Origin of the sequence: Mycolicibacterium setense (assembly GCF_000805385.1) — a bacterium.
GTDB classification, from domain to species: Bacteria; Actinomycetota; Actinomycetes; order Mycobacteriales; family Mycobacteriaceae; genus Mycobacterium; species Mycobacterium setense.
This window is the reverse complement of the sequence record NZ_JTJW01000008.1, coordinates 768,314-794,533: the sequence shown is the minus strand read 5'-3', so window position 1 is coordinate 794,533 and position 26,220 is coordinate 768,314. Positions and strand designations below refer to the sequence as shown.

Annotated in this window: 26 protein-coding genes; 14 read left to right on the top strand and 12 right to left on the bottom strand. The window is 64.6% G+C overall.

Going from position 1 to position 26,220, the window contains the following annotated elements; genetic code table 11:
• Window positions 1-247 precede the first annotated feature (247 nt).
• Window positions 248-967, bottom strand: coding sequence for a TetR/AcrR family transcriptional regulator (locus QQ25_RS22050; RefSeq protein ID WP_082017631.1), 720 nt, complete (start codon window positions 965-967; stop codon window positions 248-250).
• A 207-nt stretch (window positions 968-1,174) separates the two neighbouring features.
• Between QQ25_RS22050 and QQ25_RS22045 the strand changes: the two genes are divergently transcribed.
• The gene (locus QQ25_RS22045) at window positions 1,175-1,957 is read left to right on the top strand and encodes an enoyl-CoA hydratase (RefSeq protein ID WP_039322752.1); all 783 of its coding nucleotides are present in this window, start codon (window positions 1,175-1,177) and stop codon (window positions 1,955-1,957) included.
• 16 nt (window positions 1,958-1,973) lie between these two features.
• Window positions 1,974-3,455: an adenylate/guanylate cyclase domain-containing protein gene (locus tag QQ25_RS22040; protein ID WP_039322749.1), complete on the top strand. Its 1,482-nt coding sequence runs from the start codon at window positions 1,974-1,976 to the stop codon at window positions 3,453-3,455.
• 25 nt (window positions 3,456-3,480) lie between these two features.
• Here the strand turns inward: QQ25_RS22040 and QQ25_RS22035 are convergent, their stop codons facing one another.
• The 7 genes from QQ25_RS22035 to QQ25_RS22005 form a co-directional block, all read right to left on the bottom strand.
• On the bottom strand, window positions 3,481-4,230 hold the full coding sequence (locus QQ25_RS22035; RefSeq protein WP_234706173.1) for an acyl-CoA dehydrogenase family protein: 750 nt from the start codon (window positions 4,228-4,230) through the stop codon (window positions 3,481-3,483).
• Window positions 4,231-4,305: 75 nt separating this feature from the next.
• A complete protein-coding gene (locus QQ25_RS22030; protein ID WP_039381199.1) occupies window positions 4,306-5,427 on the bottom strand; it encodes an acyl-CoA dehydrogenase family protein in 1,122 nt (373 codons plus the stop codon).
• A gap of 52 nt (window positions 5,428-5,479) precedes the next feature.
• Window positions 5,480-5,926: a nuclear transport factor 2 family protein gene (locus QQ25_RS22025; protein ID WP_039380963.1), complete on the bottom strand. Its 447-nt coding sequence runs from the start codon at window positions 5,924-5,926 to the stop codon at window positions 5,480-5,482.
• A complete protein-coding gene (locus tag QQ25_RS22020) occupies window positions 5,910-7,151 on the bottom strand; it encodes a metal-dependent hydrolase family protein (protein ID WP_039322741.1) in 1,242 nt (413 codons plus the stop codon). Before QQ25_RS22020 ends, QQ25_RS22025 begins: the two co-directional genes overlap by 17 nt.
• Window positions 7,152-7,153: 2 nt before the next feature.
• A complete protein-coding gene (locus QQ25_RS22015; protein ID WP_029109974.1) occupies window positions 7,154-7,483 on the bottom strand; it encodes a hypothetical protein in 330 nt (109 codons plus the stop codon).
• Window positions 7,476-8,825 carry an aromatic ring-hydroxylating oxygenase subunit alpha gene (locus QQ25_RS22010; protein WP_039323236.1) on the bottom strand — a complete coding sequence of 450 codons (1,350 nt, stop codon included), beginning with the start codon at window positions 8,823-8,825 and terminating at the stop codon, window positions 7,476-7,478. Before QQ25_RS22010 ends, QQ25_RS22015 begins: the two co-directional genes overlap by 8 nt.
• 25 nt (window positions 8,826-8,850) lie before the next feature.
• Complete coding sequence (locus QQ25_RS22005; RefSeq protein WP_039381197.1) at window positions 8,851-9,381, bottom strand: carboxymuconolactone decarboxylase family protein; 531 nt, start codon at window positions 9,379-9,381, stop codon at window positions 8,851-8,853.
• A 235-nt stretch (window positions 9,382-9,616) separates the two neighbouring features.
• On the opposite strand from QQ25_RS22005, the gene QQ25_RS22000 reads away from it, so the two are divergent.
• The 8 genes from QQ25_RS22000 (at window position 9,617) to QQ25_RS21965 (ending at window position 17,821) form a co-directional block, all read left to right on the top strand.
• Window positions 9,617-10,912 (top strand): amidohydrolase family protein, encoded by a 1,296-nt coding sequence (locus QQ25_RS22000; RefSeq protein WP_039322735.1) that lies wholly within the window; start codon window positions 9,617-9,619, stop codon window positions 10,910-10,912.
• A gap of 39 nt (window positions 10,913-10,951) precedes the next feature.
• Window positions 10,952-12,130 (top strand): acyl-CoA dehydrogenase family protein, encoded by a 1,179-nt coding sequence (locus QQ25_RS21995; RefSeq protein ID WP_039381196.1) that lies wholly within the window; start codon window positions 10,952-10,954, stop codon window positions 12,128-12,130.
• A 13-nt stretch (window positions 12,131-12,143) separates the two neighbouring features.
• The gene (locus tag QQ25_RS21990) at window positions 12,144-12,929 is read left to right on the top strand and encodes an SDR family NAD(P)-dependent oxidoreductase (protein ID WP_039322732.1); all 786 of its coding nucleotides are present in this window, start codon (window positions 12,144-12,146) and stop codon (window positions 12,927-12,929) included.
• A gap of 4 nt (window positions 12,930-12,933) precedes the next feature.
• Window positions 12,934-14,181: a CaiB/BaiF CoA transferase family protein gene (locus QQ25_RS21985; protein ID WP_264020192.1), complete on the top strand. Its 1,248-nt coding sequence runs from the start codon at window positions 12,934-12,936 to the stop codon at window positions 14,179-14,181.
• 17 nt (window positions 14,182-14,198) lie between these two features.
• On the top strand, window positions 14,199-15,356 hold the full coding sequence (locus QQ25_RS21980; RefSeq protein ID WP_039322729.1) for a thiolase family protein: 1,158 nt from the start codon (window positions 14,199-14,201) through the stop codon (window positions 15,354-15,356).
• Between the two features lie 15 nt (window positions 15,357-15,371).
• Window positions 15,372-16,520, top strand: coding sequence for an acyl-CoA dehydrogenase family protein (locus QQ25_RS21975; protein WP_039380961.1), 1,149 nt, complete (start codon window positions 15,372-15,374; stop codon window positions 16,518-16,520).
• Between the two features lie 117 nt (window positions 16,521-16,637).
• Entirely contained in the window at window positions 16,638-17,303 is a 666-nt protein-coding gene (locus tag QQ25_RS21970; RefSeq protein ID WP_407661817.1) for a TetR/AcrR family transcriptional regulator, read from the top strand.
• A gap of 14 nt (window positions 17,304-17,317) precedes the next feature.
• Complete coding sequence (locus QQ25_RS21965; protein ID WP_039323231.1) at window positions 17,318-17,821, top strand: hypothetical protein; 504 nt, start codon at window positions 17,318-17,320, stop codon at window positions 17,819-17,821.
• A 77-nt stretch (window positions 17,822-17,898) separates the two neighbouring features.
• Here QQ25_RS21965 and QQ25_RS21960 read toward each other — a convergent pair whose 3' ends face one another.
• Entirely contained in the window at window positions 17,899-18,621 is a 723-nt protein-coding gene (locus tag QQ25_RS21960) for an IclR family transcriptional regulator (RefSeq protein WP_039322722.1), read from the bottom strand.
• 92 nt (window positions 18,622-18,713) lie between these two features.
• Here QQ25_RS21960 and QQ25_RS21955 point away from each other — a divergent pair, with 92 nt between their 5' ends.
• Window positions 18,714-19,670: a TauD/TfdA dioxygenase family protein gene (locus QQ25_RS21955; protein ID WP_039322719.1), complete on the top strand. Its 957-nt coding sequence runs from the start codon at window positions 18,714-18,716 to the stop codon at window positions 19,668-19,670.
• A gap of 73 nt (window positions 19,671-19,743) precedes the next feature.
• On the opposite strand, the gene QQ25_RS21950 is transcribed toward QQ25_RS21955, so the two are convergent.
• On the bottom strand, window positions 19,744-20,517 hold the full coding sequence (locus tag QQ25_RS21950; RefSeq protein ID WP_052235957.1) for an SDR family oxidoreductase: 774 nt from the start codon (window positions 20,515-20,517) through the stop codon (window positions 19,744-19,746).
• 164 nt (window positions 20,518-20,681) lie between these two features.
• Here QQ25_RS21950 and QQ25_RS21945 point away from each other — a divergent pair, with 164 nt between their 5' ends.
• Window positions 20,682-21,746, top strand: a complete 1,065-nt coding sequence (locus tag QQ25_RS21945; RefSeq protein ID WP_039380959.1) for a phosphotransferase family protein — start codon at window positions 20,682-20,684, stop codon at window positions 21,744-21,746.
• Window positions 21,743-22,744 carry a DUF7064 domain-containing protein gene (locus tag QQ25_RS21940; protein WP_052235956.1) on the top strand — a complete coding sequence of 334 codons (1,002 nt, stop codon included), beginning with the start codon at window positions 21,743-21,745 and terminating at the stop codon, window positions 22,742-22,744. The genes QQ25_RS21945 and QQ25_RS21940 overlap by 4 nt, the downstream gene beginning before the upstream one ends.
• Window positions 22,745-22,754: 10 nt before the next feature.
• On the opposite strand, the gene QQ25_RS21935 is transcribed toward QQ25_RS21940, so the two are convergent.
• Window positions 22,755-23,171 carry a VOC family protein gene (locus QQ25_RS21935; RefSeq protein WP_039322712.1) on the bottom strand — a complete coding sequence of 139 codons (417 nt, stop codon included), beginning with the start codon at window positions 23,169-23,171 and terminating at the stop codon, window positions 22,755-22,757.
• A 10-nt stretch (window positions 23,172-23,181) separates the two neighbouring features.
• A complete protein-coding gene (locus tag QQ25_RS21930) occupies window positions 23,182-24,366 on the bottom strand; it encodes a cytochrome P450 (protein ID WP_039322710.1) in 1,185 nt (394 codons plus the stop codon).
• Between the two features lie 382 nt (window positions 24,367-24,748).
• Between QQ25_RS21930 and QQ25_RS21925 the strand changes: the two genes are divergently transcribed.
• Window positions 24,749-26,194, top strand: a complete 1,446-nt coding sequence (locus QQ25_RS21925) for an amidohydrolase family protein (RefSeq protein WP_039380957.1) — start codon at window positions 24,749-24,751, stop codon at window positions 26,192-26,194.
• The last annotated feature ends 26 nt before the right edge of the window (window positions 26,195-26,220 follow it).

Here is a 26,220-nt window from a genome sequence, read left to right as displayed (position 1 = left end):
GTGCTGCTCTGTGGTAGAGCCGGCGCCGAGCGGAATCGAACAAAGTTCTCTGGTCCAGTGGCGAGCGTGTCGGCGTCGAAGACATGAACAGCGCTCAGGCGCAGGGGCGGATACCCGATGATCGAGCGCAATGCGTCGGTTAGACGGTGACCGTCGCTCTGCCGCGACGGGGCGGCGCCGAATCCGGAGATCGGTCACACACTTGACCGTGAGGAGAATTCTTTCGTTAGGAGAACGAAATTCTCAGCTAGCTGACGGCGAATCCGTTGGCGACGAAATCCCACACTTCATCCGCGGTGATCGGATGAACCGATGCTTCGTCGGCGCCACCGCTCGACTGGGCCACGAACATCACCGTCTGCATGGTCATTGCGGCCATCCGCTTCGGGTTGATCCCGGAGCGCAGCTGGCCGGCCTCGGAGGCTTCTTCCATCAGCTCTGTGAGCAGGGCCAGCAGCGGAGCGTGGGCGACCTTGACCTCCGACGGGTGCGAAACCAGCAAACGGGGCGCGAAGTCGGTGAAAAGGGGCCGTTTGGCGGCCGGATCGGGCCGGGACGATTCGAACAGGAGTTGAATGGCGACCTTCAGTCGCTCGATCGGCTCCCCCTGCGTCGAGGTGGCCGCCCGGATCTGATCGGCCGAGCGGCTCAACGCGTCCTCGAACAAGGCGAGCAGGAGCTCGTGCTTACCGTCGAACTGCAGGTAGAAGCTGCGGAGCGACTGCCGGGAGCGGTCGACGACCTCTTGCACGGTGAAGTCGGTGCTGCCCTTTTCGATGATGATCGCCTGGGCTGCATCGAGGAACCGCTGTACGCGCTGCGCGGCGCGCAACTTCGCGGTTTTGATGGACCGCTCGACAGCTCGCTGCTTCCAGGCCGGTTCTTCGCCAGCCGTGGTCACTGGCTGCTCCGACGCTTGTCGAGTGGGGAGAACATGAACTGACTGTACCGGAGAACGCCTTGCCATTGTGGTGCCAGACCCCCTCGCGGCCAACGTGTCGGAGATTGTAACTTTCGTACTATGAGAATAGTATTCTCATGATGGGAATTATAGAAGTCCTTTGAGAAGAAGGGTTTCGCATCAGATTTGGCGCCGCCCGGGGGGCTGTTTGTGGGTGGCTGCCGCGGTCGCGAAGGCGGCTGTCGGGTGGCAGCTGTGAACAGAAGGAACAACGTGTACATCGACTACGACGTCGCCGATTCGATCGCCACGATCACGCTGAACCGGCCCGAAGCGGCCAATGCCCAGAACCCAGAGCTGCTCGACGAGCTTGACGCCGCCTGGACCAGGGCCGCCGATGACCGCGAAGTGAAGGTGATCGTGCTCCGGGCCAACGGCAAGCACTTCTCCGCGGGCCACGACCTGCGTGGTGGCGGGCCGGTGCCCGACAAGATCACGCTGGAATTCCTCATCGAACACGAGTCGCGGCGCTACCTCGAATACACGCTGCGGTGGCGCAACGTGCCCAAGCCGTCGATCGCGGCCGTGCAGGGTCGCTGCATATCCGGCGGTCTCCTGCTCTGCTGGCCTTGCGACCTGATTCTGGCCGCCGACGATGCGCTGTTCTCCGACCCGGTGGCACTGATGGGCATCGGCGGTGTCGAGTACCACGGTCACACCTGGGAACTGGGCGCCCGCAAGGCCAAGGAGATCCTGTTCACCGGCCGTGCGCTGACCGCCGAGGAAGCCGAGCGCACCGGCATGGTCAACCGCGTGGTGCCGCGCGATGAACTCGACGCCCAGGCGGCTGAATTGGCCGCGCAGATCGCTCAGATGCCGGCGTTCGCGCTCCGTCAGGCCAAGCGCGCGGTCAATCAGACCCTCGATGTACAGGGCTTCTATGCCGCGATCCAATCGGTGTTCGATATCCACCAGACCGGTCACGGCAACGCGCTCAGCGTCAGTGGCTGGCCGGTGTTGATGGGCATCGATGGAATGAAACAGAACATCAAGTAGGCCTGGGCCTCTCGGCATGGGGGCGATCCGGCTCAGCGTGAGTTACGCGGCCAGACAGATCTACGCGCAGACCACCGCCGCGGTCGCGGTGATCTTCGTGGTGCTGGCGCTGAGCCGCAACACGGTGGGCGACGCGCGCCAATTGATGACCGAGGCCAACCTGATCGCCCTGATCGCGTTGATGGTCGCGGCGGCGATCGTCGATACCGTCGTGGGCTGGGTCAACGTCCATCCGACCTTCAAATGGTTTGCGGCGGGTGACAATCCGACAGCACAACAGCAGCGGGCCGCCATGCGGATCGCACCCCGGCAGACCATCATCCAGTTCACCACCTGGGCGGTGAGCGCGCTCGTGTACACGCTGCTGAACCTCGACGCCGGGGGAGGCGTCGCCTACGTGATGGGCGGCGCGATCTTGTTCGGCGGAGTGGCAGCGGCGTGCATGGGATATCTGGTCACCCAACGGATGTTGCGGCCGATCGTCGCCGCGTCGCTGACCGCCTCGTCCGCCGTTCTGGTCAGGATGCCCGGTGTGCTGGCCCGGTTGATCACCATCTGGATCCTGTTCAGCGGGCTGCCCATCATGGGTATCGCCTTGATCGTGTTGGCCCGCGCAAACGGCTGGTTCGTGCAGAAGACGGCGCCCGTCGAGGCCGCGGTGCTGGTGCTCGCCCTCGTCTCGCTGGTATTCGGGCTTCGGTCCATGTTTCTGGTGGCGCGGTCGGTGTCCGATCCGGTCGGGGAAGTCGTGCTCGCCATGAAGGCTGTCGAACAGGGCTGGTCCGGAGTGTCGGTGAAGGTGTACGAATCATCGGAGATCGGCCGGCTTCAGTACGGGTTCAACCGAATGCTGGCGGGGCTGGCCGAGCGGAACCGATTGCGCGACCTCTTCGGTCGCTACGTCGGGGTCGACGTGGCCCGCCACGCGTTACAGCAGGGGAGCGCGGTCACCGGCGATGTCCGCGAGGCCGCTGTGCTGTACGTCGACCTGGTCGGCTCGACGGCCTTGGCCGCCTCGCGCCCGCCGCAGGAAGTGGCCCAGCTGCTCAACGGGTTCTTCAAGATCGTGGTGGATACCGTCGAGCGGCATCACGGCCTGATCAACAAGTTCGAGGGCGACGCCGTACTCGCCGTGTTCGGTGCGCCTCTGCGACTGGACAACCCGGCCTCGTCGGCGCTGGCCACCGCGCGGGCGCTGGTGCCGCGGCTGCACCAACTGCCGGATATCGAGTTCGGCGTGGGCATTTCGTGCGGCTCGGTGTTCGCAGGCAACATCGGTGCCGAAAACCGCTACGAGTACACGGTGATCGGTGATGCGGTGAACGAGGCGGCGCGACTTGCCGACCATGCCAAGGACCGCGAGTCGACAGTGCTGTGCTCGGGCAGTGCGCTGGCCCATGCCGATGCCGACGAAGGCGAGCACTGGGTTGTGCGCGGTTCGACGGTACTGCGCGGCCGTTCGACCGCGACAGTCTTCGCCGAACCGGTCACCCCTTAGCCCGCGAGAGGAAAATTGCGAAAAGTTACAGCTGGACCAGGCGCGGCACAGTTCCGCGAGCACGCAGTCCCGCTCCGGCCTTTCGGGTGAGTTCTCTTGAACTGCCCAGTAATCCGTCGAGCACCAGCACGCGCTTCACATGATGGTGCAGTTCGTGCTCAGCGGTGAACCCGATGCCGCCGAGCACCTGTTGGCAGTGCTTGGCGGCGGTCAACGCGGCCTTACCCGCGGCGGCTTTGGCCAACAGAGAGTTCAGGTCGACGTTGTCCGCACTGGGCAGGCTCAGCGTGGCCTCTGCGCCCTCGATCGCCACCAGCGTCTCAGCCAGGCGGTGCCGCACGGCCTGGAAGGACGAGATCGGTTTGCCGAACTGAACGCGGTCCAGGGCGTGCTGTCGCGCCAGGGCCAGCATTGCGCGAGCTGAGCCGACCAGCCACCAACCCAGCGCACGGCGCGCCTCCGATATCCGGAGCAGTTGGCCGTCGGGTACCTCCCGAAGTGGCAGTCCACCCATGGTCTGGTCGGCGCTTGCTGGGTTCTCGCCGCGTTCCCATACCACCCAGGTGCCTCCGGCATAGGGCATCGGTGGGGTGCCACCGGGCAGTCCACCGATGGTCTCCAGCAGCACATCGTTGAGAACCGAGGCGTGCGAGCCTGTTTCGCCCAGTAGCCGGAACACCAGTGGCAAGGCGACCTCAGACATGTCGGTCAGCATCTCGGCCCAGCCGAGTTCGGCCAGCGCGGCGTCGAGCTTGGCGCCCGAGGCCGACAGCATGGTCTTGCGCAGGGTGTCTTCGAGCAGGCCGAGCGAATCGGCATCGATTCCGGTATCAGGTGTGGAATCCACGCCTCACTCCTTCCCGAGGGTCAGCAGTCGCCGCGCGATGATGTTGCGCTGCACTTCGGCGGTGCCGCCGTAGATGGTCGAAGCGCGCGAATACAGGTACTCGGTACGCCATTCGGAATCTTCGAGTTCGATCACGCCGGGCATGAGATTGCGCGCGGTGTCGTAGAGCAATTGCTCGGCACTGGCCAGCAGGACCTTGTCGATCGAGGTGTCCGGTCCCAGCTTGTGGCCGTCGGCCAACCGGTGCTGTGTCGCCGCTGAGCGGCAGCGCAGAGTATGCAGGGCGAGGTAGACATCACCCAGATCCGAATCCACGCTTTGCCCTTGCCTTTTTACTGCTTCGACCAGTGCGTCGAATCGTGAGTAGAGGTAGGCGATGCGCTGCCAGAAGCAGGTTGAGCGCTCATACGGCAACAGGTCCATCGCCAGCTGCCAGCCGTCGCCGGGCTTGCCGAGCATCCGGCCGGCGTCGACCTCGACATCATCGAAGTACACCTCGCAGAACTCATCGACATCGTGCATGGTGCGCAACGGGCGCACCGTGATGCCCGGCGAATCGGTGTCGACGAAGAACGCCGTGATCGCCTGGTGGTTGGGGGCGTCCGCATCGCCGGTACGGGTGAGCAGAATGCACCGGTGTGAGAACTGCGCGAAGCTGGTCCAGACCTTCTGGCCGTTGATCACCCATTTGTCACCACGCTGCACGGCGCGGGTGGTCAACGAGGCCAGATCACTGCCCGAGCCCGGCTCGGAGAAGCCCTGGCACCACTGCTCTTCGCCGGACAGCAGCTTCGGCACCATCTCTGCGGCCAGCTCTTCGGGCGCGTAGTCGATCATCGTCGGCGTCAGGACTTCGAGCATCGAATACGGGCCCGGTTCGACCAGTCTGCGGCCCACCACTTCCTCACCGACGATGGCCCGCAGCATCGCCGGACCGCCGAGCCCGCCGGCATGCTCGGGCCAGCCGTAGCGACTCCAGCCGCCGTCGTACAGCGCCTTCTGCACCCGCGCGAACTGGCGCATGTGGCTTTCCAGTGAATGGTCATCCGGCGGCGTCAGGTCATTCTCGGCGAGCCAATTCCGTAGCGCGGTACGGAACGTCGCGGGCTCGAACAGGTCGGTCATGCGGTTGCCTCGCATGCTCGGCTCCTGCATTTCAGATCTGCGGTTCGCTCGCTCATCCGGCTTCCGGCCTGCCGATCGCGTGCGGGCGGCCGTGGTCGTGATCGCCACTGCGCCGGATGAAGGTCATCGCGCGGGTCTTGATTCGCCAGCCCTCGGAGGTCCGGACATAGGTGTCGCGGTAGTAGCCGATCCGCATGTCGTGCTTGGAGTGCTCGATGAAGCACAGCGGCTGGGTCCCCGACGCTGTATCAGCACCTTCCACCAGGTCGATCAGGGCGGTGCCGGTCATGAACAGGCCCTTGGGTGCGGCGTCGACCAATACCGGAAAGCGATTGAGCGTGTAGGTCTCGCCGAATGCGCTGTAGGTGCCGTCGGGGGTGAAAACACTGATCAGACCGTCGATGTCGCCCTGGGTGATGGTCACCGCGTATTTGGCGAGCACCTGCTGGATCTCGATCAGATCCTCGGTCCGCGTCTGGGAATCAGTTGATGTGCTCATTGCGGAAGACCTTACCGCCTTTCATTACAAAATCCACATGTTGTGTAACGGTGATGTCTTCGAGGGGATTGCCGGGCACCGCGATGATGTCGGCCAGCAGGCCCGCGGCCAGTCGGCCGCGGTCGGTGACATTGATCAGATCGGCGGCCACCACCGTCGCAGCGCGCAGCACCGCGGCCGGAGGCATGCCCCACTCGACAAGGGTGACAAGCTCATCGGCGTTCTTGCCGTGCGGGATGGCCGGGGCGTCGGTGCCGACGGCGATCTTGACGCCGGCCTCATATGCCGCCTTGATCGACGTCTCGGCCTTCGGGAACATCTCGGCAGCCTTGTCCTGCAACACTTTCGGTGCCTTTGAGACGTCCATGGCCTGGGCCAGGCGTCGGGTGGTGACCAGGAACCGGTCGTTGTCCACCAGCATCTGGATGGCCTCGTCGTCCATCAAGAATCCGTGTTCGATGCAGTCGATCCCGCAGGCCACCGCGTGTTTGACCGCTTCGGCACCGTGCGTGTGGGCCGCAACCCGCAACCCGCGCCGATGCGCCTCATCGACGATGACGCGAAGTTCCTCGTCCGAATAGTGTTGTGCCCCAGCTTCACCCGTGAGGGACATGACGCCGCCCGAACAGCACACCTTGATCAGCTGGGCCCCGTGCTTGATCTGGTAGCGCACCGCCTTGCGGATCTCATCGACACCGTTGGCGATGCCCTCCTCGATGGTCAGTTCCAGCACACCCGGCATGAACGCGGCGAACATGGTCGGATCCAGGTGCCCGCCGGTGGGGGTGATGGCGTGGCCGGCAGGGACGATGCGGGGACCGTCGATCAGACCCGCGTCGATGGCCCTGCCCAGTGCGACGTCGAGCAGGTATCCGCCGGTCTTGACGAACAACCCGAGGTTGCGCACCGTGGTGAACCCCGCGCGCAGGGTGCGGCGGGCATTACCGACTGCGCGCAGCACCCGCGTCGGCGGATCGTCCTGCACCTGGGACAAGCCCGGGTTCTCACCCCGGCCACCCATCAACAGGTTGACCTCCATGTCCATCAGGCCGGGCAGGAGGTAGGAGTCGCCTAAATCAATCACAGTCGATGACTCCGATTGATCCGGTTCACCTCCGACCGAAACAATGCGGTCGCCGTCGACACGGACAATGCCGGGACGAATGATCGTCCCGGCATCGACGTCGACCAGACCCGCGGCTTTGAGGGTCAGTACGTCCGACACGACTAGACCACCGGCTCCTTGATGAGGTTGATGTAAGCCGCACCGCTGTCGAGCACCCGCGGTTGCTTCCACACCTCGATCGGGAAGCTGACCATGACGATCGACTGCCCGAGGTGTACCAGCGCCTTGGCATCGTCGGGCATGCTCGCCAGCGGGAAGCGGGCATCGACGTAGACCATGATGTCCTCGAGGCGCGCCAAGCCGGCGTCGTAGAGTTCCTGCATCTCGTCCATCGTCGAGTTCAGACGCTTCTGGTAGCGCTCCTCCTCGGTGGGCAGGCACCAGTCGCTGAACCGCTCAAGGTCGGCGAATTCTTCAGGCAGCTTAGACATTTGCGGCATCCTTCTCTGCGGACTTGGCACTCGCGGGGGCGTGCTTGCCGTTCGTTGAACCATTCCCGTTCGCCAAGGACTCTTTGTACCGGTCGACGTAGTTGTGCGCGGTGTGGTGCAGGTGGCGCAGCAGGATTTCCTGGTCGCACAGCGGGAAGTCCAGCACGGCGCGGGTGCCGATCTGCGTCTGCGTGGCTTCCAGCGTGTTGGCGTCCTGGAAGGCGTACTCCTTGAACGTCACCGCGGCCAGTTCCTGGGACAGGCGTTCGCGCAGGTTCTTCGGCGGCACGAAGTACAGGTCGGCCTCGAAAATGTGGCTGTCCACACCGGTCGGCCAGTAGTTGTAGGTCAGATACCAGCCCGGTGCCCAGAAGAGCAGGGTGAAGTTCGGGAAGAACTCGAACGAGTCCTGGCCCCAGGTCGCATGCCGGCCGGGGTTGATGGCCGGCGGCAGCTCGTCGGGCAGGATGCCCTTGATGTCGGGGCGATCCCATGGCCCGAACAAACCACTGTGCAGGATGCGCTCGATGGGCTTGACCATCTTCAGGTCCTTCGGCGGGCTCATGCCACCCCAGGACGAGATCATCGAGTGATCGCCCTTGATGTCGTAGTGCAGTGCCTCGAAGCCGAACTTGGCCAGCTTCTCGGCTTCCTCCTTCTCCGCCTGCTTCATGTGCAGGATCGGCGCGTGGTAGAACTCGACGAACGCGTCGATGAACAGCTTCCAGTTGGCCTTGATCTCCGAGCGATAGCTGTAGTGCTCGGTCATCTCGTGGAAGGGATAACCCTTGAGGCCCTCGGCGAACTCGCCCAGGTACTCCTCCAGCGACACCGCGTCGTCGTCGAAGTTGACGAAGATGAAGCCCTCCCACACTTCGCAGCGCACGGGCTTGAGCGGGTAGTCGGCCTTGTCGACGTCGAAGAACTCCTGCTCCTGCTGGATGAACGTCAGGTCACCCTTCAGGTCGTAACGCCAGGCGTGGTACTTGCAGACGAACTGCCGGCAGCTGCCGGAGACCTCTTCGCCCGGGTAGTCATTCCACACCAGCTTGTTGCCGCGGTGGCGGCACAGGTTGTAGAAGGCGCGGATCTGCTCGCCGTCGTTGACGATGATGATCGAGGTGCCGGGACCGACCGACGGCAGCTCACGGGTGATGTACCTGCCCTTCTTGGGAATCAACTCCACCCGGCCCATCTGCAGCCAGGTCTTGCGGAAGATGGCCTGCTGCTCCAGCTTCCAGTGCTCGGGATCGATCGAATCCTCGTAATTGACCGGGCCGGTGCCCAGTTCAGGCCAGTTCTCGGTCCAGCTGCCGGCATCTGGCTTCGGGAAGAACGCCATCATCTACCTCTACTTTCTTCTTGAGTCAGTGGCCGGATTCCGGCGCGATTCCAAAGGTGTTGTAAGCCACGGCCATCAAGCCGTAACCGCCGATCGTGAAAACCAGGTCCATGCGCTGGCGCTCGGAGAGGTGCTCGCACAGCGCGGCCCACGTGACGTCCGAGATCTTCGCCTGCCCGTCGAGTTCGTCGACGGCGTCGAGCACGAGCTGATCGAGGGGAGTAGTGCCTTCGCCGCTCGCGCTGCCGGCGATCTGCTTATCGGTGAGTCCCTCGGCCTTGCCGATGAGTGCGTGGTGCGCCCACTCGTATTCGCACTGCTTGCGGTGGGCGATCCGCAGGATGGCAAGCTCTCGCATCTGCGGGTCGAGCGTCGAGCGGAACAGCAGGTGATTGCTGAACCGCAGGAAGGCCTTGGTCAGCGCGGGGTGGCGGGCCAGGGTCGACAGCGCGGTGCCCGCTCCCTCGGGATTGAGCCGCTCCGCCGGAAGCATGACCGACAGTGCTCGGCGCACATCGTCGTCCCACTCTTCGGCGGGCAGGGGGGCCATGCGCACGGGGCGGTTCTCCTCTCGGTGATCCGGCTGACTCTCGATGAGGAGAATCAGGTTCTCATTTCCGACTAACAGGTTTCCATCTTTTGTGGCGATGGTCAACAAGAAGGCGCGAGGTTGCGCGGTGACCTGGCCAAATCTCCTCGTCAGCGGCATCACACATTGATTCTCTTCAGACGAGAAGCTAGTTTTCTCTCATAGAGAACCAATGTGACAGCGGATCGAACGGAGTGAGGCAGTGAACAAAGACGACATGATCTTGATCAGCGTCGATGACCACATCATCGAGCCGCCCAACATGTTCCGGAATCACCTGCCGGCGAAGTACCGCGACGAGGCGCCGCGGCTGGTGCACAACCCTGACGGCAGCGACACCTGGCAGTTCCGCGACACGGTGATCCCGAACGTGGCGCTCAACGCCGTGGCGGGCCGGCCCAAGGAGGAGTACGGCCTGGAACCCCAGGGCCTCGACGAGATCCGGAAGGGCTGCTACGACCCCGATGAGCGTGTCAAGGACATGAATGCCGGTGGCGTGCTGGCCACGATGAACTTCCCGTCGTTCCCGGGTTTCGCCGCCCGACTGTTCGCCACCGACGACGACGAATTCTCCTTGGCACTCGTCCAGGCGTACAACGACTGGCACATCGACGAATGGTGCGGGTCCAACCCGGGCCGCTTCATCCCGATGGCCATCCCGGCGATCTGGAACCCGCAATTATGCGCTGACGAGGTGCGACGTGTGTCGAAGAAAGGCGTGCACTCGCTGACCTTCACCGAGAACCCGTCGACGCTGGGCTACCCGTCCTTTCACGACTTGGAGTACTGGAAGCCGTTGTGGGAGGCCCTGGTCGACACCGACACCGTGATGAACGTGCACATCGGGTCGTCGGGCAAGCTGGCGATCACCGCCCCGGATGCGCCGATGGACGTGATGATCACGTTGCAACCGATGAACATCGTGCAGGCCGCCGCGGACTTGTTGTGGTCGGCGCCGATCAAGGCCTACCCCGACCTCAAGATCGCGTTGTCCGAGGGCGGCACCGGTTGGATTCCGTACTTCCTCGACCGGGTTGACCGCACCTATGAGATGCACTCGACGTGGACGCATCAGGACTTCGGCGACAAGTTGCCCAGCGAGGTGTTCCGCGAGCACTTCATGACCTGCTTCATCTCCGACCCGGTCGGGGTGAAGAACCGTCACATGATCGGCATCGACAACATCTGCTGGGAGATGGACTACCCGCACAGTGACTCGATGTGGCCGGGAGCTCCCGAGGAGCTGGCCGCGGTGTTCGACACCTACGACGTACCCGACGACGAGATCAACAAGATCACCCATGAGAACGCCATGCGGCTCTACCACTTCGACCCGTTCGTCCACGTCCCCAAGGATCAGGCGACCGTGGCCGCGCTGCGCAAGCAGGCGGAAGGACACGATGTGGAGATCCGGGCGCTGAGCCACAAGGAGAAGACCGGCACCAGCTTCGCCGACTTCCAGGCCAACGCCAAAGCCGTTGCCGGCGCGCAAGACTGATCCACCAGAACAGCTAGGAGAACACAAGTGTCGGGCGGTATGAATTTCGAGCTGACCGAGGACCAGCAGCTGATCCGTAAGTCTGTCGCGGAGCTGGCAGGCAAGTTCGACGACCACTACTGGATGGAGAAGGACCAGGCGCACGAATTCCCGCAGGAGTTCTACGACGCCATCGCCGGTGGAGGCTGGCTCGGCATGACCATCCCCGAGGAGTACGGCGGCCATGGCCTCGGCATCACCGAGGCGACCATCCTGGCTGAGGAGGTGGCCCGCTCGGGTGGGGCCATGAACGCCGCCAGCGCGATCCATATGTCGATCTTCGGCATGCAGCCGGTGGTGGTGTTCGGCTCCGAGGAGATGAAGAAGGAGACGCTGCCGCGCATCGTCAACGGTGATCTGCACGTGTGCTTCGGAGTCACCGAACCCGGTGCGGGCCTGGATACTTCGCGCATCACCACGTTCGCCAAGAGGGACGGCGATCAATATGTGGTCAACGGCCGCAAGGTGTGGATCTCCAAAGCCCTTGAGTCCGAGAAGATTCTGCTGCTCACGCGCACCGAGTCCCGCGAGGATGTCGAGAAGCGGGGAGGAAAGCCGACCGACGGGCTCTCGCTGTTCCTGACCGATCTCGACCGCGATCACGTCGAGATCCGGCCCATCAACAAGATGGGTCGAAATGCGGTGAGCTCCAACGAGTTGTTCATCGACGACCTGCGGGTGCCCGCCGAGCACCTGATCGGCGAGGAAGGCAAGGGGTTCAAGTACATCCTGCACGGGCTCAACCCGGAGCGCATGCTGATCGCCGCCGAGGCCCTCGGTATCGGTCGCGTGGCTCTGGACCGTGCGGTCAAGTACGCCAACGAGCGGGTGGTGTTCGACCGGCCGATCGGCATGAACCAGGGCATCCAGTTCCCACTCGCGGACTCGCTGGCCCGCCTCGATGCCGCCGAGTTGATCCTGCGCAAGGCCACCTGGCTGTACGACAACGGCAAGCCCTGTGGGCGCGAAGCCAACATGGCCAAATATTTGTGTGCTGACGCCGGTTTCGGTGCTGCCGATCGTGCACTGCAGACCCACGGCGGGATGGGTTACTCGGAGGAATACAACATCTCCCGGTTCTTCCGGGAGTCCCGACTGATGAAGATCGCACCGGTGAGCCAGGAGATGATCCTGAACTTCCTTGCCGCCAACGTTCTCGGCCTGCCCAAGAGTTACTGAGGAGATCCGTTCGATGAGGACCTATTTCGACCTGACCGGCCGCTCGGCGTTGGTGACCGGGGCCGGTGCCGGGATCGGCGCCGCCGTCTCGGAGGCACTGGCCGCTGCCGGTGCGTCCGTACTGGTGACCGACATCAGCGGTGAGGCGGCGGCGAAGGTCGCCGACCGGATCAACGCTGCCGGAGGCGGCAAATCCAGCACCGCCGCGGCAGGCAAGGCCGATAGTGCCGCGCTGGACGTCAGTGACCGTGGCGCCGCGGAAGCCGCCGCCGCGCAGGCCGCCGCACTCACCGAGGGCAACCTGCACATCGTCGTCAACAATGCCGGCGTGACCGCACCGGCCATGTTCCCCAAACTGACCGACGAGACGTTTCGGCTCACATTCGACATCCACGTGATGGGCACGTTCCATGTCACGCAGGCCGCGCTGCCGCACATCCCGACCGACGGAACCGGACGCATCATCAACGTCACCTCGGCCGCCGGGATCACCGGCACCTTAGGCCAGGTGAACTACTCGGCAGCCAAGGCCGGACTGATCGGCATCACCAAATCCCTGGCACGTGAACTGGCGACCAAGAACATCATGGTCAACGCCTTGGCGCCGCTGGCTGCGACACCGATGACGGAAACCATCCGTACCAACGAGAAGTTCGCGGCCAACATGATGAACCGCATCCCGCTGAAACGGTGGGCCGAGGCCGACGAGGTCGCCGGTGCGTTCGTCTTCATGGCCTCCGACGCCGCGTCGTACATCACCGGGCAGGTATTGCCCGTCGATGGCGGCATGGTTATGTGACGTTGTGAGCGAGTCAACGAGCGGACCACCGACCACGGACGGGTCCGGCCTTCCGCTGGCCGGTATCACCGTCATCGCGATGGAACAGGCGGTCTCCGCGCCCATGTGCACCCGGGTGCTCGCCGATTTCGGCGCCCGGGTGATCAAGATCGAGAACCCCAAGGGCGGTGACTTCGCCCGCGATTACGACGATGTCGTGCTGGGCCAGGCGGCTCATTTCGTCTGGGCGAACCGGGGCAAGGAATCTGTCACCCTCAATCTGAAGTCCCCGGAGGGGATGGAGGTGCTGCACCGGTTGCTCGACGGCGCCGACGCCTTCGTGTCCAACCTCGCGCCCGGTGCGACCGCGCGGCTCGGACTGGGGCCCGAAGACCTCAAAGTGCGGCACCCGCAGGTGATCCCGGTCGAGATCGACGGCTACGGTCCCGGTGGCCCGCTGTCACACAAGCGGGCCTATGACCTGCTGGTGCAGGCAGAATCCGGTTCGTGTGCGTCCACTGGCTACGCTGGGATGCCGGCCAAACCCGGTGCAGCGGTTGCCGATATCACCACCGGGCTGTATTCGGCGCTGTCCATCATGGCGCTGTTGCTCGGCCGGGCCCGCAAGGGGGACACCGGTGCCGCACCGGCCGTCGCGGTCAGCCTGTTCGACACGATGACCGACATCATGGGGTACCAGCTGACCTACACGCAGCACTCCGGTATCGATCAAATCCCACTGGGGATGAGCTCACCCGCGGTGGCGCCTTACGGTGCGTTCGATACTCGCGACGGGCAGACGGTGGTGCTGGGAACCACCAACGACCGGGAATGGCAGCGGCTGGCCCGCGAGATCGTCGAACGCCCCGATCTCGCCGACGATCCGCGTTTCGCCACCAACTCCGACCGCTGTGCGCATCGCGACGAGCTGAACAAAGCCATCGAATCATGGTGTGCCGAGCATGATCTCGACGAGATCCAGCGGATCGCCGACGCCGCCGGGATCGGCAACTCCCGCTACAACCTGCCCAGCGAGGTCATCGCCCATCCGCATCTGAAGGCGCGGGACCGGTGGCGTCAGGTCGGCACCCCCGAAGGTGAGATCGCCGCTCTGCTGCCGCCACCGGTGATCAGTGGCCTGGAGTTGGGCATGGGTGCCGTGCCAGGGCTCGGCGAGCACACTGATGCCATCCTCAGTGGGCTCGGCCTGAGTGCCGAGCAGATCGCCGGCCTCCGTGAGCAGGGCGCCATCGGCCCGGCCTACACGTCCTAGTTCCAGAGGAGAATCCCATGCGCGAAACCGTCATCGTCGAGGCCGTCCGCACCCCGGTCGGCAAGCGCAACGGCGGCCTGTCCGGATTCCACGCGGCCGACCTGTCGGCGCTGGTGCTCAACGCACTGGTGGAGCGGGCAGGTATCAGTCCCGACATCATCGACGATGTGGTCTGGGGGTGCGTCTCCCAGGTCGGCGATCAATCCAGCAACATCGGCCGGTATTCGGTGCTGGCCGCGGGCTGGCCCGAACACATCCCGGGCACCACCGTGAACCGGGCGTGCGGGTCCAGTCAGCAGGCACTGGATTTTGCGGTACAGGCCGTGATGTCCGGACAGCAGGACGTGGTGGTCGCAGGTGGCGTGGAGGTGATGAGCCGGGTCCCGCTGGGGGCAGCCCGGGCCACCGGCACTCCGTACGGACCGAAAGTGTTTCAGCGGTACCAGGATTTCGCGTTCAATCAGGGCATCTCGGCCGAGATGATCGCGCAGAAGTGGGGCTTCGGCCGGACCCAGCTCGACGAATACTCCGTCGCCTCGCACGAGCGGGCCGCGGCCGCTCAGGATCGCGGTGCCTTCGAGAACCAGATGATCACCGTGTTTCCCGATCCGGCCGATCACCTCGACCCGGTGGTCGCCGACGAAGGGGTGCGTCGCGGCACCACGGTGGAGAAGCTCGCCGGCCTGAAGCCTGCCTTCGCCGAGGACGGTGTCATCCACGCCGGCAACTCCTCACAGATCTCCGACGGGGCCGCGGCGCTGCTCGTGATGACAGCTGAAAGCGCTGTGACGATGGGTCTTTCGCCGATCGCGCGGTACCGCGCGGGGGCGGTGACGGGTGCCGATCCGGTGCTGATGCTGACCGGGCCGATCCCGGCCACCGAGAAGGTGCTGCACAAGGCCGGCGTGCGTCTGGACGAAGTGGGTGTGTTCGAGGTGAACGAGGCCTTCGCCCCGGTGCCGCTGGCCTGGTTGGCCGACACGGGAGCCGATGCGGCCAAGCTGAACCCCCTCGGCGGCGCCATCGCACTGGGGCACCCACTCGGGGCATCAGGTGCGGTGCTGATGACCCGGATGATCAATCACATGCGCGACAACGGAATTCGGTACGGCCTGCAGACCATGTGTGAGGGCGGCGGCACCGCCAACGCCACGCTGGTCGAGCTCATCGACTGACGCTAGGGAGAAGTAGTGCAACGCAATCTGTTCACCGAAGACCACGAGGCATTCCGCGCGCTCGCCCGGGATTTCATCGAAAAGGAAGTCGTGCCCGCCTATCCCGAATGGGAGAAGGGCGGCCGGATGCCCCGTGACGTCTTCAAGCACATGGGTGAACTCGGCATGCTCGGTATGGCGATCCCCGAGGAGTACGGTGGCGCGGGCGTCGACGACTACCGCTACAACGTGGTGCTGCAAGAGGAGGCGGCCAGGGCGCTGGTGACTCTGTCGACCGTGCGCACGCAGCTCGAGGTGATCCTGCCGTACTTTCTGCACTACGCGAACGAGGAACAGCGGCAGCGGTGGTTTCCCGGTCTGGCTGCGGGCACGCTGCTGACCGCGGTCGCCATGACCGAGCCCGGGACCGGTTCGGATCTGGCCGGGATGCGCACGACCGCGGTCCGTGACGGCGACGAGTACGTGCTCAACGGCGCCAAGACGTTCATCACCGGCGGCATCCAGGCCGATCTGGTCGTCGTGGTGGCGCGAACCTCCACCGATCCGGAGAACCGGCGCAAGGGTTTGACGCTGCTGGTCGTCGAGGACGGGATGGCCGGCTTCGAACGGGGCCGCGAGCTGGAGAAGATGGGCTGCAAGGTCCAGGACACCGCGGAGCTGTCGTTCACCGACGTGCGGGTGCCCGTGGCCAACGTGCTGGGGGCCGACGGCGAGGCGTTCAGTTACCTCGGCCACAACCTGGCCCAGGAGCGGCTCACGGTGGCGGTCGGTTCGGTGGCCCAGGCCCGTTCGGCGATCGCGGCGGCCATCGACTACACCAAGGACCGGAAGGCGTTCGGTCAACCGGTGGCGTCATTCCAGAACACCAAGTTCGAGCTCGCGGCGTGTTCGACAGAGGTCGAGGCGGCCCAGGCGATGCTCGACCGGGCGGTCGCACTACATGTCGACGGCGAGCTGTCGGGTGCCGATGCGGCCCGGGTGAAATTGTTCTGCACGGAGATGCAGGCGCGAGTCATCGATCGTTGCCTGCAACTCTTCGGTGGGTACGGCTACATGATGGAGTACCCCATCGCCCGGCTGTATACGGACGCCCGGGTGGCGCGCATCTACGCCGGCACCAGCGAGGTCATGAAGGTGATCATCGCCAAGTCACTCGGGCTCTGACGGGGTGAATCAAGCGGCTGTGACAGCCGCCGGAAAATTCTTCACCTGAGACCCTTGTCACAACGATCGAACCAACCTACTGTGTGTTCACTAGGTTGGTTCGAACGAAGGAGTCCGGTGACTTCAGTGGCAGGGGCAGAGGCGTCTTCTGGGGGCGCACGGCCCTATGAGACGCTCCTGGCCAAGGGGGAAGACCGCAGGCAGCGGATACTTTCCGTGGCCGAGAAGCTGCTCGCCCGCAATGGCTGGCGCAACACGTCGCTGGCTCAGATCGCCAGGGAAGTCGGCGTCACGCCGGCCGGTCTACTGCATCATTTCGAGTCCAAGGAGCAACTGCTCAACGCAGTGCTCGATGCGCGCGATCTCGATGACGACACCCACGCCGACCGCTCCGGTGATCTCGCCGTGGAGATCAAGCGGGTAGCCGAACGGTTCGTCCGGGCGCCTGAGCTGGTCGGCACCTTCACCGTGCTCCTGGTCGAGAACATCCAACCCGATGCGCCACTGCACGATCGTTTGCTGAAACGACAACAGGCGGCGCGCGACATCGTCACCGGCATCATCACCCGCGGCCAGCTCAGCGGCCGCTACCGCTCCGACTTCGACGCGGCCACCAAGGCCGTGGAGATCCTGGCATTCATCAATGGAATGGAGACCTCATGGCTGCTCGATCCCTCGCTCCCGTTGACGGACGTGTTCAAGGGCTACGCGGAGACGCTGGCGAGGGACTTGGCGCGGGGCACAGAGCAGCCGGACGGCCGCAACGGGGCGGCCGGCCAGTGAGATTGGAGGACGACATGCGGTATCGGCTCGATGTGGTCGCCCCCTGCGTCGTTGACGCGGTCCGGTTCGCCGGTGGCTGGCTGGTCGACCGGGTGATGGCGGGGTGGGATGTCACGGTGCTGATCGGCGCCGACGAAGACATCCGGCCGCTGACGATCCTCGGGGTGGAGACCATGGCCCTGGAGTCGGTGCTGGAGTCGTGGGAGGACCGCCCACATCCGCAAACCGTCGCGGTGGCCGCGGACCTGTTCAACAGTGACGAGCGGGTGCGACGCGGTGTCCTGGGCGCCCTCGAGCAGGGGTATACCGAGGTGACGCTGTGGGGTGACGAGTGTCCGGCCGATCTCAGCGTGGATCCGGTGCGTCACGAACTGTCCGCTGCGGCACGTGCTTTCAAGGCCCAGGCCCTCGCAGCCGTCAACGATCCAGAGGCCGCGCTTGTCGGCAATACCGAGGCATTCCGCTGCGGCACGATGGTAAGCCGCTCGGTGCCTGCCGATCTGATTCCAGCCAGCTGACAGCGGTCCATACCGACCACCCCGTTTACTGGTGACTCGGGGCTACGGACGGACCCCGAGTCCAGGGACGGAATCGATTACGCGCGAGCGTTACGCGACACCGAATCTGCGGTCTGGCAGACCAATTCCGCCAAGCGGGGGTGACTCGTGGGCGGCATGCGCTCGGCCGGCCCGCTGATTGCAATCGCACCGGCCGGACGGCCGCCAACGTCGAACACCGGTGCCGCGATGGTCATGGATGGCCCGTTCACTTCGTTGCTGGCGGCGTAGCCCTGGTCCCGGCACGCGTCGAGCAGGGCCAGAAACTCGGCGTCGGGTGGTTCGCCGAGTAGTTCGACTTGTCGTTCAAAGGTGAGGAATGGCAAAAGAATACGGCCGGTGGCGCTGTCGCGGGTCGGGACATTGGCACCGATGCGCGGCGCCATCCGCAGTGGCTGCCGACTCTCCGCCACCTGAGACACCACCAGCCGCGGGCCGTCCGGCTCGTTGAACATCGCAGTTTCGCCGGTTTGCGCAGCCAACTGTTCAAGCGCCAGCTGAATCGTCTGGCGCAGGTCGGCCTTCGCGCGTGAGCTGTGGGCGATGCTGAGAATCCGCGGGGTGGTTTCCCATCGGGTGAGGTGCTCTCCGTGCGCCTGGATCCAGCCCTGCTCCGCCAGCGTCACCAGCGCACGCTGCACCGCACTCTTGTCGATCTGCAGCATTCGGGAGAGGTCGGCGACGCCGACCGGTTCATGGGTTGCCACCGCCTCGAACACGGTCAGCACACGCGCAGCGGTCGAACTGCCCTTGACGGCCATTGGCACACCTCACTAATGTTGAATAGTGATCCACTATATCAAATAATGATACGCAGTAATTCGGTCGAGCGCCGATGCGGGAGGAATGAGTCATGTCATCCATTCAGGTCCAACCACTTCGGGATGATCTGTCGTTCGGTGCCAGGGTCGCCGGCGTCACGCTCGCGGTCCTCGAAGACTTCCAGGTGCGCGAGCGGCTGCGACAGGTCTTCCAGGAGCGGGGGATGATCCTGTTCGAGGAGGTCGAACCCGACGCACGGTTGCAGGTGGAGATCAGCAAGGTGTTCGGCCCGTTGAAGGACCATCCGGTTCCGACGGTGCCGCGAGCCGGGGGGGCCTTGTACCCGGGTGTCATCGAAATCGGCCAGAAGCCGCGTGAGGGCAATATCGTCGAGATCGACGGCAAGGAGGTGACCTCTTGGCTGCCTTGGCATTTCGATCACTGCTACAACAATGAACTGAACCTGGCCGGGGTGCTGCGCTGCGTGACCGGTGTCAGTGAGGGTGGCGAGACCGGATTCGCCGACGGTATCGGCCTCTACAAGAGGCTGTCGCCGGCGCTGCGTCGCCAGATTGAAGAACGCAATATCGTGTACACGCTGAATCTGCGATTCGCAGAGATGCGGTTCGGCCTGGCCGACGGATTCCGTGAGATCCAGCCGCACGCCGCCCTGCAGCGGACGATCGACTACGGCAAGCAGCTTCCCCGTGCCGTCCATCCCGCGGTGTGGACGCGCGCTACCGGAGAAAAGGTGCTGCACATCTCGCCGTGGATGGCCGAGGGCATCGAAGGCGACGAGACGCCCGAGGGCGACGCGCTGCTCGAATCGGTATGCAAGGAGATGCTCGCCGACATCGCCCCGTACTTCCACAAATGGCGTGCCACCGACATGGTGATCTGGGACAACCTGCGGATGCTGCACGCCGTCAGTGGCCACGACCCAGACGAGCCGCGCATCATGCACCGCACCACGATCCGCGGCGACTACGGTCTGGGCTACTTCGAGGGCAACGCCCAGGGGGACAAGATCCTCGAGATGACCGTCTGACCCCAGCGAGAGCATTTCGGCGGTGTGAGGCCGTTGCCGGGGCGGGCCGATACCAGCCTGTGTGTCGGTGGGATCAGGCTTGGTCGAACTGGTAGTTGTCCCGCCCAGGGTCCGACACCGCCGTGACCTCCCGCAGCCAGGCCGGGCTTGTCAGCACCGCCAGAACGGACGCCGCTGCCTGCTCGACCGTCATCGCTCCGCCGGGTCCGTTCGACGGTAAGTACCCGCCGGTGGTCCACTCCTGCGCCAGCTCGGCGAGCAGTTCGTGGCTCCAGCTGTCGGTGACGCCGGTGCCCAACACCGACCCGATCCGCACCGTCGTGAAGGCCAGATCCGGGTGTTCGTGCTGCCAGGCGGTGACCATCGTCTCCAGTGCGGCCTTGCTGGCGGCGTACACGCCCATGCCCGGCAGCGGGCGCGGCACCGAAGAGGCGCTGAGGTAGATCGCCCGCCCTTTGGATGCCAACAGATGCGGCAGCGCCGCACGGGTCATCGCCGCTGCGCCATACACGTTGGTGCCGAAAGTGTTGGTCCAGGCGTCATTCGAAGCATCGACGAGCCTCGTGAGGACATCGATCGCGGTGGCGTACACGAGGTGGTCCAGCCCGCCCCACGCCGTGACGACCGCGTCGACGGCGCGGACGCATTGGGCTTCGTCCCTCACGTCGCATTCGATGGCGAGGTGACCATCCCCCGGTGCGTTGGCCACCGCCTGCGTCAGCTGTTCGACCCGGCGGGCCGCGAATGCCACGGTGGCACCGGCGGTGGCCGCCTGCAAACCGACCTGGCGTCCGATGCCGGAGGATGCGCCGACCACCAGGATCCGAGACCCGGACAGTGGTTTCACAGTCGTCCTTCCCTCGTGTCGAGACAACACCTGTCGGGTCATCAAACCTGATGTGCAGATCATCTGTAGACACATTGCAAAATTTGTATACCCTGGCGTTGCGTGTCACTGGAGACAGGTCGGCGCCGGGTTGTTCTCGGCCGCCTTGCCGGACGGGATGGCAGATGAACGACGAGCAACTGGTGCTTCGACTGGAAGCCTGGCTGGAGTCACGGCTCGGCGGCCCGCTCACGGTGACCGTGCACGACCGGCCCGGTAGCGGATTCTCCGCCGACAATGTCGTCTTCTCCGCCACCGTCGGAGGCCGCACCAGCAAGCATGTCCTGCGGCGCGAAAGTGCCGAGGACTCACCGTATCCCGAGCAGGCACCTGGCATCGGCACCGGCGTCGCCCTGCAGTCGACGGTCATGCGGGCGCTTGCGGATGTGCTGCCGGTGGCCACCGGGGTTGAATTCGAGCCCGACCCAAGCATTTTGGGTGTGCCATTTCTGGTGATGGACTTCATCGACGGCGCCGTGCCGGTCGAGGTTCCACCGTGCACAACGGAGGGTTTCTATGCCGTGGCCGCACCGGAGTTTCGCCGCACCGTGATCCAGTCCGGCCTCGACGCACTGGCCCGGTTGCACACCGCGCCATGGCGGGAGTCGGGGCTGTCGATGCTCGATGACGGATCCAGCCCGCCGGGGGCGCAGCGGCAGCTGCACCTGTGGGAGGCGCAGTTGCGGCAGGGCCTGCGAGGGCGGCGCGCCGACGTCTTCGACCGGACGTCCGAGGTGTTGCATTCGACTATGCCGTCGGCCTCCGACGACGTCGTACTGCTCTGGGGTGACGCCAGACCCGGCAACATCATCTGGGACCGCACTGCGGGTACACCGTTGTGCCTCACCGACTTCGAAGGTGTCGCGGTGGGGGAGCGCGAGCTGGACCTGGGCTGGTGGTTGATGGCCGACCGGTGGATGCACGAAGGCTCCGATGTGGCGCGCCTGGACGGAGAGCCGACCCGCGCCGAGCAGGTGGCTCACTACGAGCGCAGCGCCGGTACTTCGGTGCGAGAGTTGCACTGGTACGAGCTGTTCGCGGCCTATCGTTTCGCATCGACGGTGGTTTCTGTGATGAACCGCTGGGAGCAATCCGGTGCTGTGCCGTCCGACCACACGATCTGGCGGGACAACCCGGCGACAGAACTCATCGCAGCAATACTCGACGAACACTCACAGGCACCGGCATGACAACTGGACCGTACGCGGCGACCGACGACGAGTTCCATCCGCCGACGGACCCCGCCGACCCTGAGTGGAGCGAAACCTGCTGGTTTACCTTCACCGTGCCGGAGCGCAGACTGTCCGGGCAGCTCTACCCGTTCTTCAAGCCCACGCTCGGCGTGATGTCGGCCGGGGCATACTTCTGGGACGATACCGGCGACCAGATCTGGAACTGCCTGTACGCGAAGAACTTCTGGCACCTTCCGATGCCGTCAGAACCGCTGTCCAACCTGAACGTGGCCAACGGATCGTGCTACGCGGTGCTGGAGCCGGGCTCCCGCTACCACATCGGCTACGACGATCCCGACGGTGGAGACGAGATCCACGTCGACCTCACCTTCACCGGCACGAGTCGGCCGCATCTGCTCGGTGAGAGCCACCTGGACCAGCCGGGCCGCTTCCAGGGAGAGATCGTGCTGCGGGGCGAGCGAATCCCCGTGGACGCGTATGGATTCCGCGACCGGTCGTGGGGACCTCGCAGCCAGCACGGCGTGGGTATACACGCCACGCCGAGCAAGCGCGGCGGCTACAGCTATGCCACGGCTTCGGAGGACGCCGGTTTCCACGCCATCACCATGGACTTCGGCGACGGCACCGCGCAGGTCATCCACGGCTACCTGCTGCGCGATGGTGCTTGGGGCAAACTGATCAGCGGCCGGCGCGAGGTGGTCGACCGCGACCACGTCTCGGGTGCGCCCACCAGCGTCGTCATCACCGCGGTCGATGAGCACGGGCGCAACGTCGAGGCGTCGGGAAAGGCTCTCAACCGTCTGGGTTTTGCCATCAATCCGAACCTGTGGACATGGAACTGTCTCACCGAATGGACGTGGGACGGGATCACCGCGTTCGGCGAAGACCATGACAACTGGAGCGTTACGGGCCAACGAGAATTCAGCCGTGAGTTCTTCGCCGGCCGACGATCCAGTGGGCTTGCGGTGCCCCAGAGTCGAAATTCTGCGCCCTGAGCCGGGTGCGTCAACCGACCGGTTTTGCCCTTCGCTCGAACGCGTCGCGGTCTGCCTGCGGTCGCAGCGGATTCAGCGCGTACACCACGCAGAATTCCTTGCCTGCGGGATCGGCCATGACCACCCACTTCCCGGGATGGTCGACGAACGAATCGTCGATCACCTCGGCGCCCAGACCTTTGAGGCGTTGCACCTCGGCATCCAGATCATCGGTGTGGATGTCGAGATGCACTCCCGCTTGGCCGGAGTGCACATTCTGGACCACGACGCGGAAATCCTCCGACGCACCCTGGAGGATGCAGTAGTCGGGGGCCTGCCGTGGACGGTATTGCTCAGCGTCGAGAGCTCCGGCCCAGAATTCGGCGGTTGCGTCTTGGGCTTCTGACGGAGCGTCGATGATGAGTGTGTTCAGAAGGATGCGATGCATCTGGGCTTCCCTACCCGGAAATGAGGGTCGGCATCGCGGCCCAGCCTCGGACCGCTGCGGTTTCCGACGGCACCGCGTTGTCCCAGTCGACCTCCCACTCGGGGAAGCGCTTGAGGATCTCCTCCAACGCGATGCGGCCTTCGAGCCGGGCCAGCGCATTGCCCATGCAGAAGTGCGTTCCCGCGCCAAAGGTCATGTGCGCGTGCTGTTCCCGGTGGATGTCGAACACATCGCCGTCGGGCGCGAACCGGCGATGGTCGCGGTTGGCCGCGCCGACGAGCATCAGCATCGCCGAACCCTCGGGCACGGTACGGCCGTAGTACTCCACGTCGCGGGTGACATAGCGGGCGATCTGCAGAGCCGGTGGCTCCCACCGCAGGATCTCCTCGATCGCCTGGGGGATCAGCCCCGGATTCTCCACCAGGTCGCGCCGCTGATCCGGGTATTCGGCCAGTGTCTTGCCGGCCCAGCCGATCAGTCGGGTGGTGGTCTCGGAACCGGCGGTGGCGATGACGGTCAGGTAGAGCAGCAACTCGTCGCGGCGCAGCTTGCGCACCGTGCCGGTCTCGTCTTCGAACTCGGCGTTGAGTAGGTCGGTCATGATGTCGTCGGAGGGATGTTCAGCGCGCCAGTCGATGAACTCGGCGAACACCTCACCGGTCGCCAGCGCGTCGACCGTCTGGCCCTGCAGGATCTCCTCACCGTGGTCGGTGATCTGTCGCTGCCGTTCCTCGGGGATGCCCAACAACATGCCGATGACTCGCATGGGCATCTGCTCGCCGAGATCGTTGACGAAGTCGAAGCGGTTCCCCCCGACGAGCGGATCAAGGCAGCGTGCGGTGAACTCGCGGATCTGCGGTTCCAGCGCCAGTACCTTGCGCGGCGTGAACATCCGCGACAGCAGGTTGCGGTGGATGTTGTGGATCGGCGGATCCTCGAAAATCAATGTCCCCGGGGGAATCTCCATCCCGGATTTGATGATCTCCAGCACGGCTCCGCGGCCGGAGATGAACGTCTCGTGGTCGATCACCGCCTTGTTGACGTCGTCGTAGCGGCTCAGCGCGTAGAAGTCGTGCTGCTCGTTGTAGTACAGCGGGGCTTCTTCCCTCATCCGGGCGAACACCGAGTAGGGGTTCATGTTGAGGTCGACGCTGTACGGGTCGTAGTACAGATCGGCCGCGGCCGGTGCGGTCATGACTGCTTCGCCGCGACGAGAGTTTGCTGATGTTGGCGTGATGTGGGCACGGGTGATCTCCTGAACGGATTGAAAGTGCTGAGCACCTGCCTAGCAGACGAGCGGTCGCGGGGTCAAGGAATCGGGCGGATTGACGCCCAGATCAGTCTGGTGCGCAACGCATTCCACTGCACGATGGCGCAACGCGAGCTGAACGCCCTGGTCAATACTCGGACGTGCCGGTTTGTTCATTACCTTGCCACGCTGGTGCAAAAACACAACACCGTTGCAAATTCCGCACGATGGTGCTTAACATCTCCCCAACGAACCGCCCGAAGCGCGGGGCACTCTGGCTCCGCGACGGCTCACATCTGCCCACCTGTGCGATGACCAAGGGGAAGACATGTCGCAAGATCAGCCCGGTTTCGTCGACACCAGTTCCGACGACCGGCCCTACGTCACGGTGTCGATCGACAGCCATGTCGGCCCGTCGGTCAAAGACCAGCTGCGCCCGTACTGCGACGCGAAGCACCTCGATGACTTCGACCGCTTCGTGGCCGAGATGGAGAGCCAGGGCCTCTTGTCGTGGCGGTCGTCGGAGGCGAATTCCGGTGGGAAGCAGAGCTGGTCGCTGGGGAAGTCCCAGGCTGAACGGGGTAAGGCGCAAGCCGAGAAGGCGCCGACCGCCCAGGGTAAGGCTGGTGCGGAGAAGCTCGACGAGGCCCAGGCTGAGCGGTTCGGGAAGCAGGCCGGTATCCGCAATGCCGACCAGGTCGGCGCGCGATTCCTGCAACGCAGCTATGAGCACAGCCTGGCGCCCGGGCTGCAGGACCATGACGCGCGGATCGCCGACATGGATGAACAAGGTGTGGCCGCGGATGTCATCTTCCACGGTGGCCTCAACGGCCAATCGATCCCGTTCTCGACCACCGGGCTCATCAGCTGGGGGGACTCCGCCTACAACGATCTCGAGCGCGTCGGGGTGCGCATCTACAACCGGTGGTTGGCGGACTTCGTGTCATTGGCCCCGGAACGGCACGCCGGCATCGCGCATATACCGATCTCCGATCTGAGCGCGTGCCCGGAGGAAATCGAGTGGGCGGCCGGGGCGGGCCTGAAGGGCATCAATCTGCCCGCACCCCGTGGCGATTTCCCGATGCTCAATGATCCTGCGTGGGAACCCATCTGGGCTGCCTGCAACGAGACCGGAATGTCGGTGAACACGCACGGCGGCGGCGGTGAGCACTACCCGTACGAGGGTCAGGGCGCGCAGATGATGTACATGATGGAGACGCCGTTCCGGACCCGCCGGGGGCTGTGGGTGATGATCTTCAGTGGCGTGTTCGAGCGCTACCCGAATCTCAAACTGGTGCTCACCGAGCAGTGGGTGGATTGGGCGCCGGAGGCCATGGCGAACATGGATGGGCTCTACCACGGCCCGACCGGCGCCGCGATCCGGGCCAAGCTGCCCAAGCCGCCGTCGGAGTACTTCCGCCGGAACTGTTACATCGGTGCGAGTTTCATGTCCAATGGCGAAGCCAAACTGGCCGTGGAGCATGATCTCGTCGACAACGTCATGTGGGGCGACGATTATCCGCATGCCGAGGGGACCTTCCCGGACACCCGGGAGGCCATGCGCTTCACCTTCTCCGATGTAGATCCCGCTCACACGCGAAAGTTCCTGGGCGAGACGGCCATCGATCTGTACGGATTGGATCGCGAGAAGTTGACGAAGGTCGCCGACCGGATCGGTCCCACGGTCGACCAGGTTGCGACGCCGTACACGCTCCCCGAAGACGCCGTGGTCGGCCTCTACGCATTCCGGACCGGGCCGGGAATCTTCGTCTGATCGATACCGGTCCGGACCCAACGCCA

What these genes read in the sequence shown, in the direction of transcription:
- QQ25_RS22050 (WP_082017631.1), bottom strand. Translation starts at nt 967, where the DNA reads ATGGCAAGGCGTTCTCCGGTACAGTCAGTTCATGTTCTCCCCACTCGA.
- QQ25_RS22040 (WP_039322749.1), top strand. Translation starts at nt 1,974, where the DNA reads ATGGGGGCGATCCGGCTCAGCGTGAGTTACGCGGCCAGACAGATCTAC.
- QQ25_RS22035 (WP_234706173.1), bottom strand. Translation starts at nt 4,230, where the DNA reads ATGCTGTCGGCCTCGGGCGCCAAGCTCGACGCCGCGCTGGCCGAACTC.
- QQ25_RS22030 (WP_039381199.1), bottom strand. Translation starts at nt 5,427, where the DNA reads ATGACCGACCTGTTCGAGCCCGCGACGTTCCGTACCGCGCTACGGAAT.
- QQ25_RS22025 (WP_039380963.1), bottom strand. Translation starts at nt 5,926, where the DNA reads ATGAGCACATCAACTGATTCCCAGACGCGGACCGAGGATCTGATCGAG.
- QQ25_RS22015 (WP_029109974.1), bottom strand. Translation starts at nt 7,483, where the DNA reads ATGTCTAAGCTGCCTGAAGAATTCGCCGACCTTGAGCGGTTCAGCGAC.
- QQ25_RS22010 (WP_039323236.1), bottom strand. Translation starts at nt 8,825, where the DNA reads ATGGCGTTCTTCCCGAAGCCAGATGCCGGCAGCTGGACCGAGAACTGG.
- QQ25_RS21995 (WP_039381196.1), top strand. Translation starts at nt 10,952, where the DNA reads ATGAATTTCGAGCTGACCGAGGACCAGCAGCTGATCCGTAAGTCTGTC.
- QQ25_RS21990 (WP_039322732.1), top strand. Translation starts at nt 12,144, where the DNA reads ATGAGGACCTATTTCGACCTGACCGGCCGCTCGGCGTTGGTGACCGGG.
- QQ25_RS21980 (WP_039322729.1), top strand. Translation starts at nt 14,199, where the DNA reads ATGCGCGAAACCGTCATCGTCGAGGCCGTCCGCACCCCGGTCGGCAAG.
- QQ25_RS21965 (WP_039323231.1), top strand. Translation starts at nt 17,318, where the DNA reads ATGCGGTATCGGCTCGATGTGGTCGCCCCCTGCGTCGTTGACGCGGTC.
- QQ25_RS21960 (WP_039322722.1), bottom strand. Translation starts at nt 18,621, where the DNA reads ATGGCCGTCAAGGGCAGTTCGACCGCTGCGCGTGTGCTGACCGTGTTC.
- QQ25_RS21955 (WP_039322719.1), top strand. Translation starts at nt 18,714, where the DNA reads ATGTCATCCATTCAGGTCCAACCACTTCGGGATGATCTGTCGTTCGGT.
- QQ25_RS21945 (WP_039380959.1), top strand. Translation starts at nt 20,682, where the DNA reads ATGAACGACGAGCAACTGGTGCTTCGACTGGAAGCCTGGCTGGAGTCA.
- QQ25_RS21940 (WP_052235956.1), top strand. Translation starts at nt 21,743, where the DNA reads ATGACAACTGGACCGTACGCGGCGACCGACGACGAGTTCCATCCGCCG.
- QQ25_RS21935 (WP_039322712.1), bottom strand. Translation starts at nt 23,171, where the DNA reads ATGCATCGCATCCTTCTGAACACACTCATCATCGACGCTCCGTCAGAA.
- QQ25_RS21930 (WP_039322710.1), bottom strand. Translation starts at nt 24,366, where the DNA reads ATGACCGCACCGGCCGCGGCCGATCTGTACTACGACCCGTACAGCGTC.
- QQ25_RS21925 (WP_039380957.1), top strand. Translation starts at nt 24,749, where the DNA reads ATGTCGCAAGATCAGCCCGGTTTCGTCGACACCAGTTCCGACGACCGG.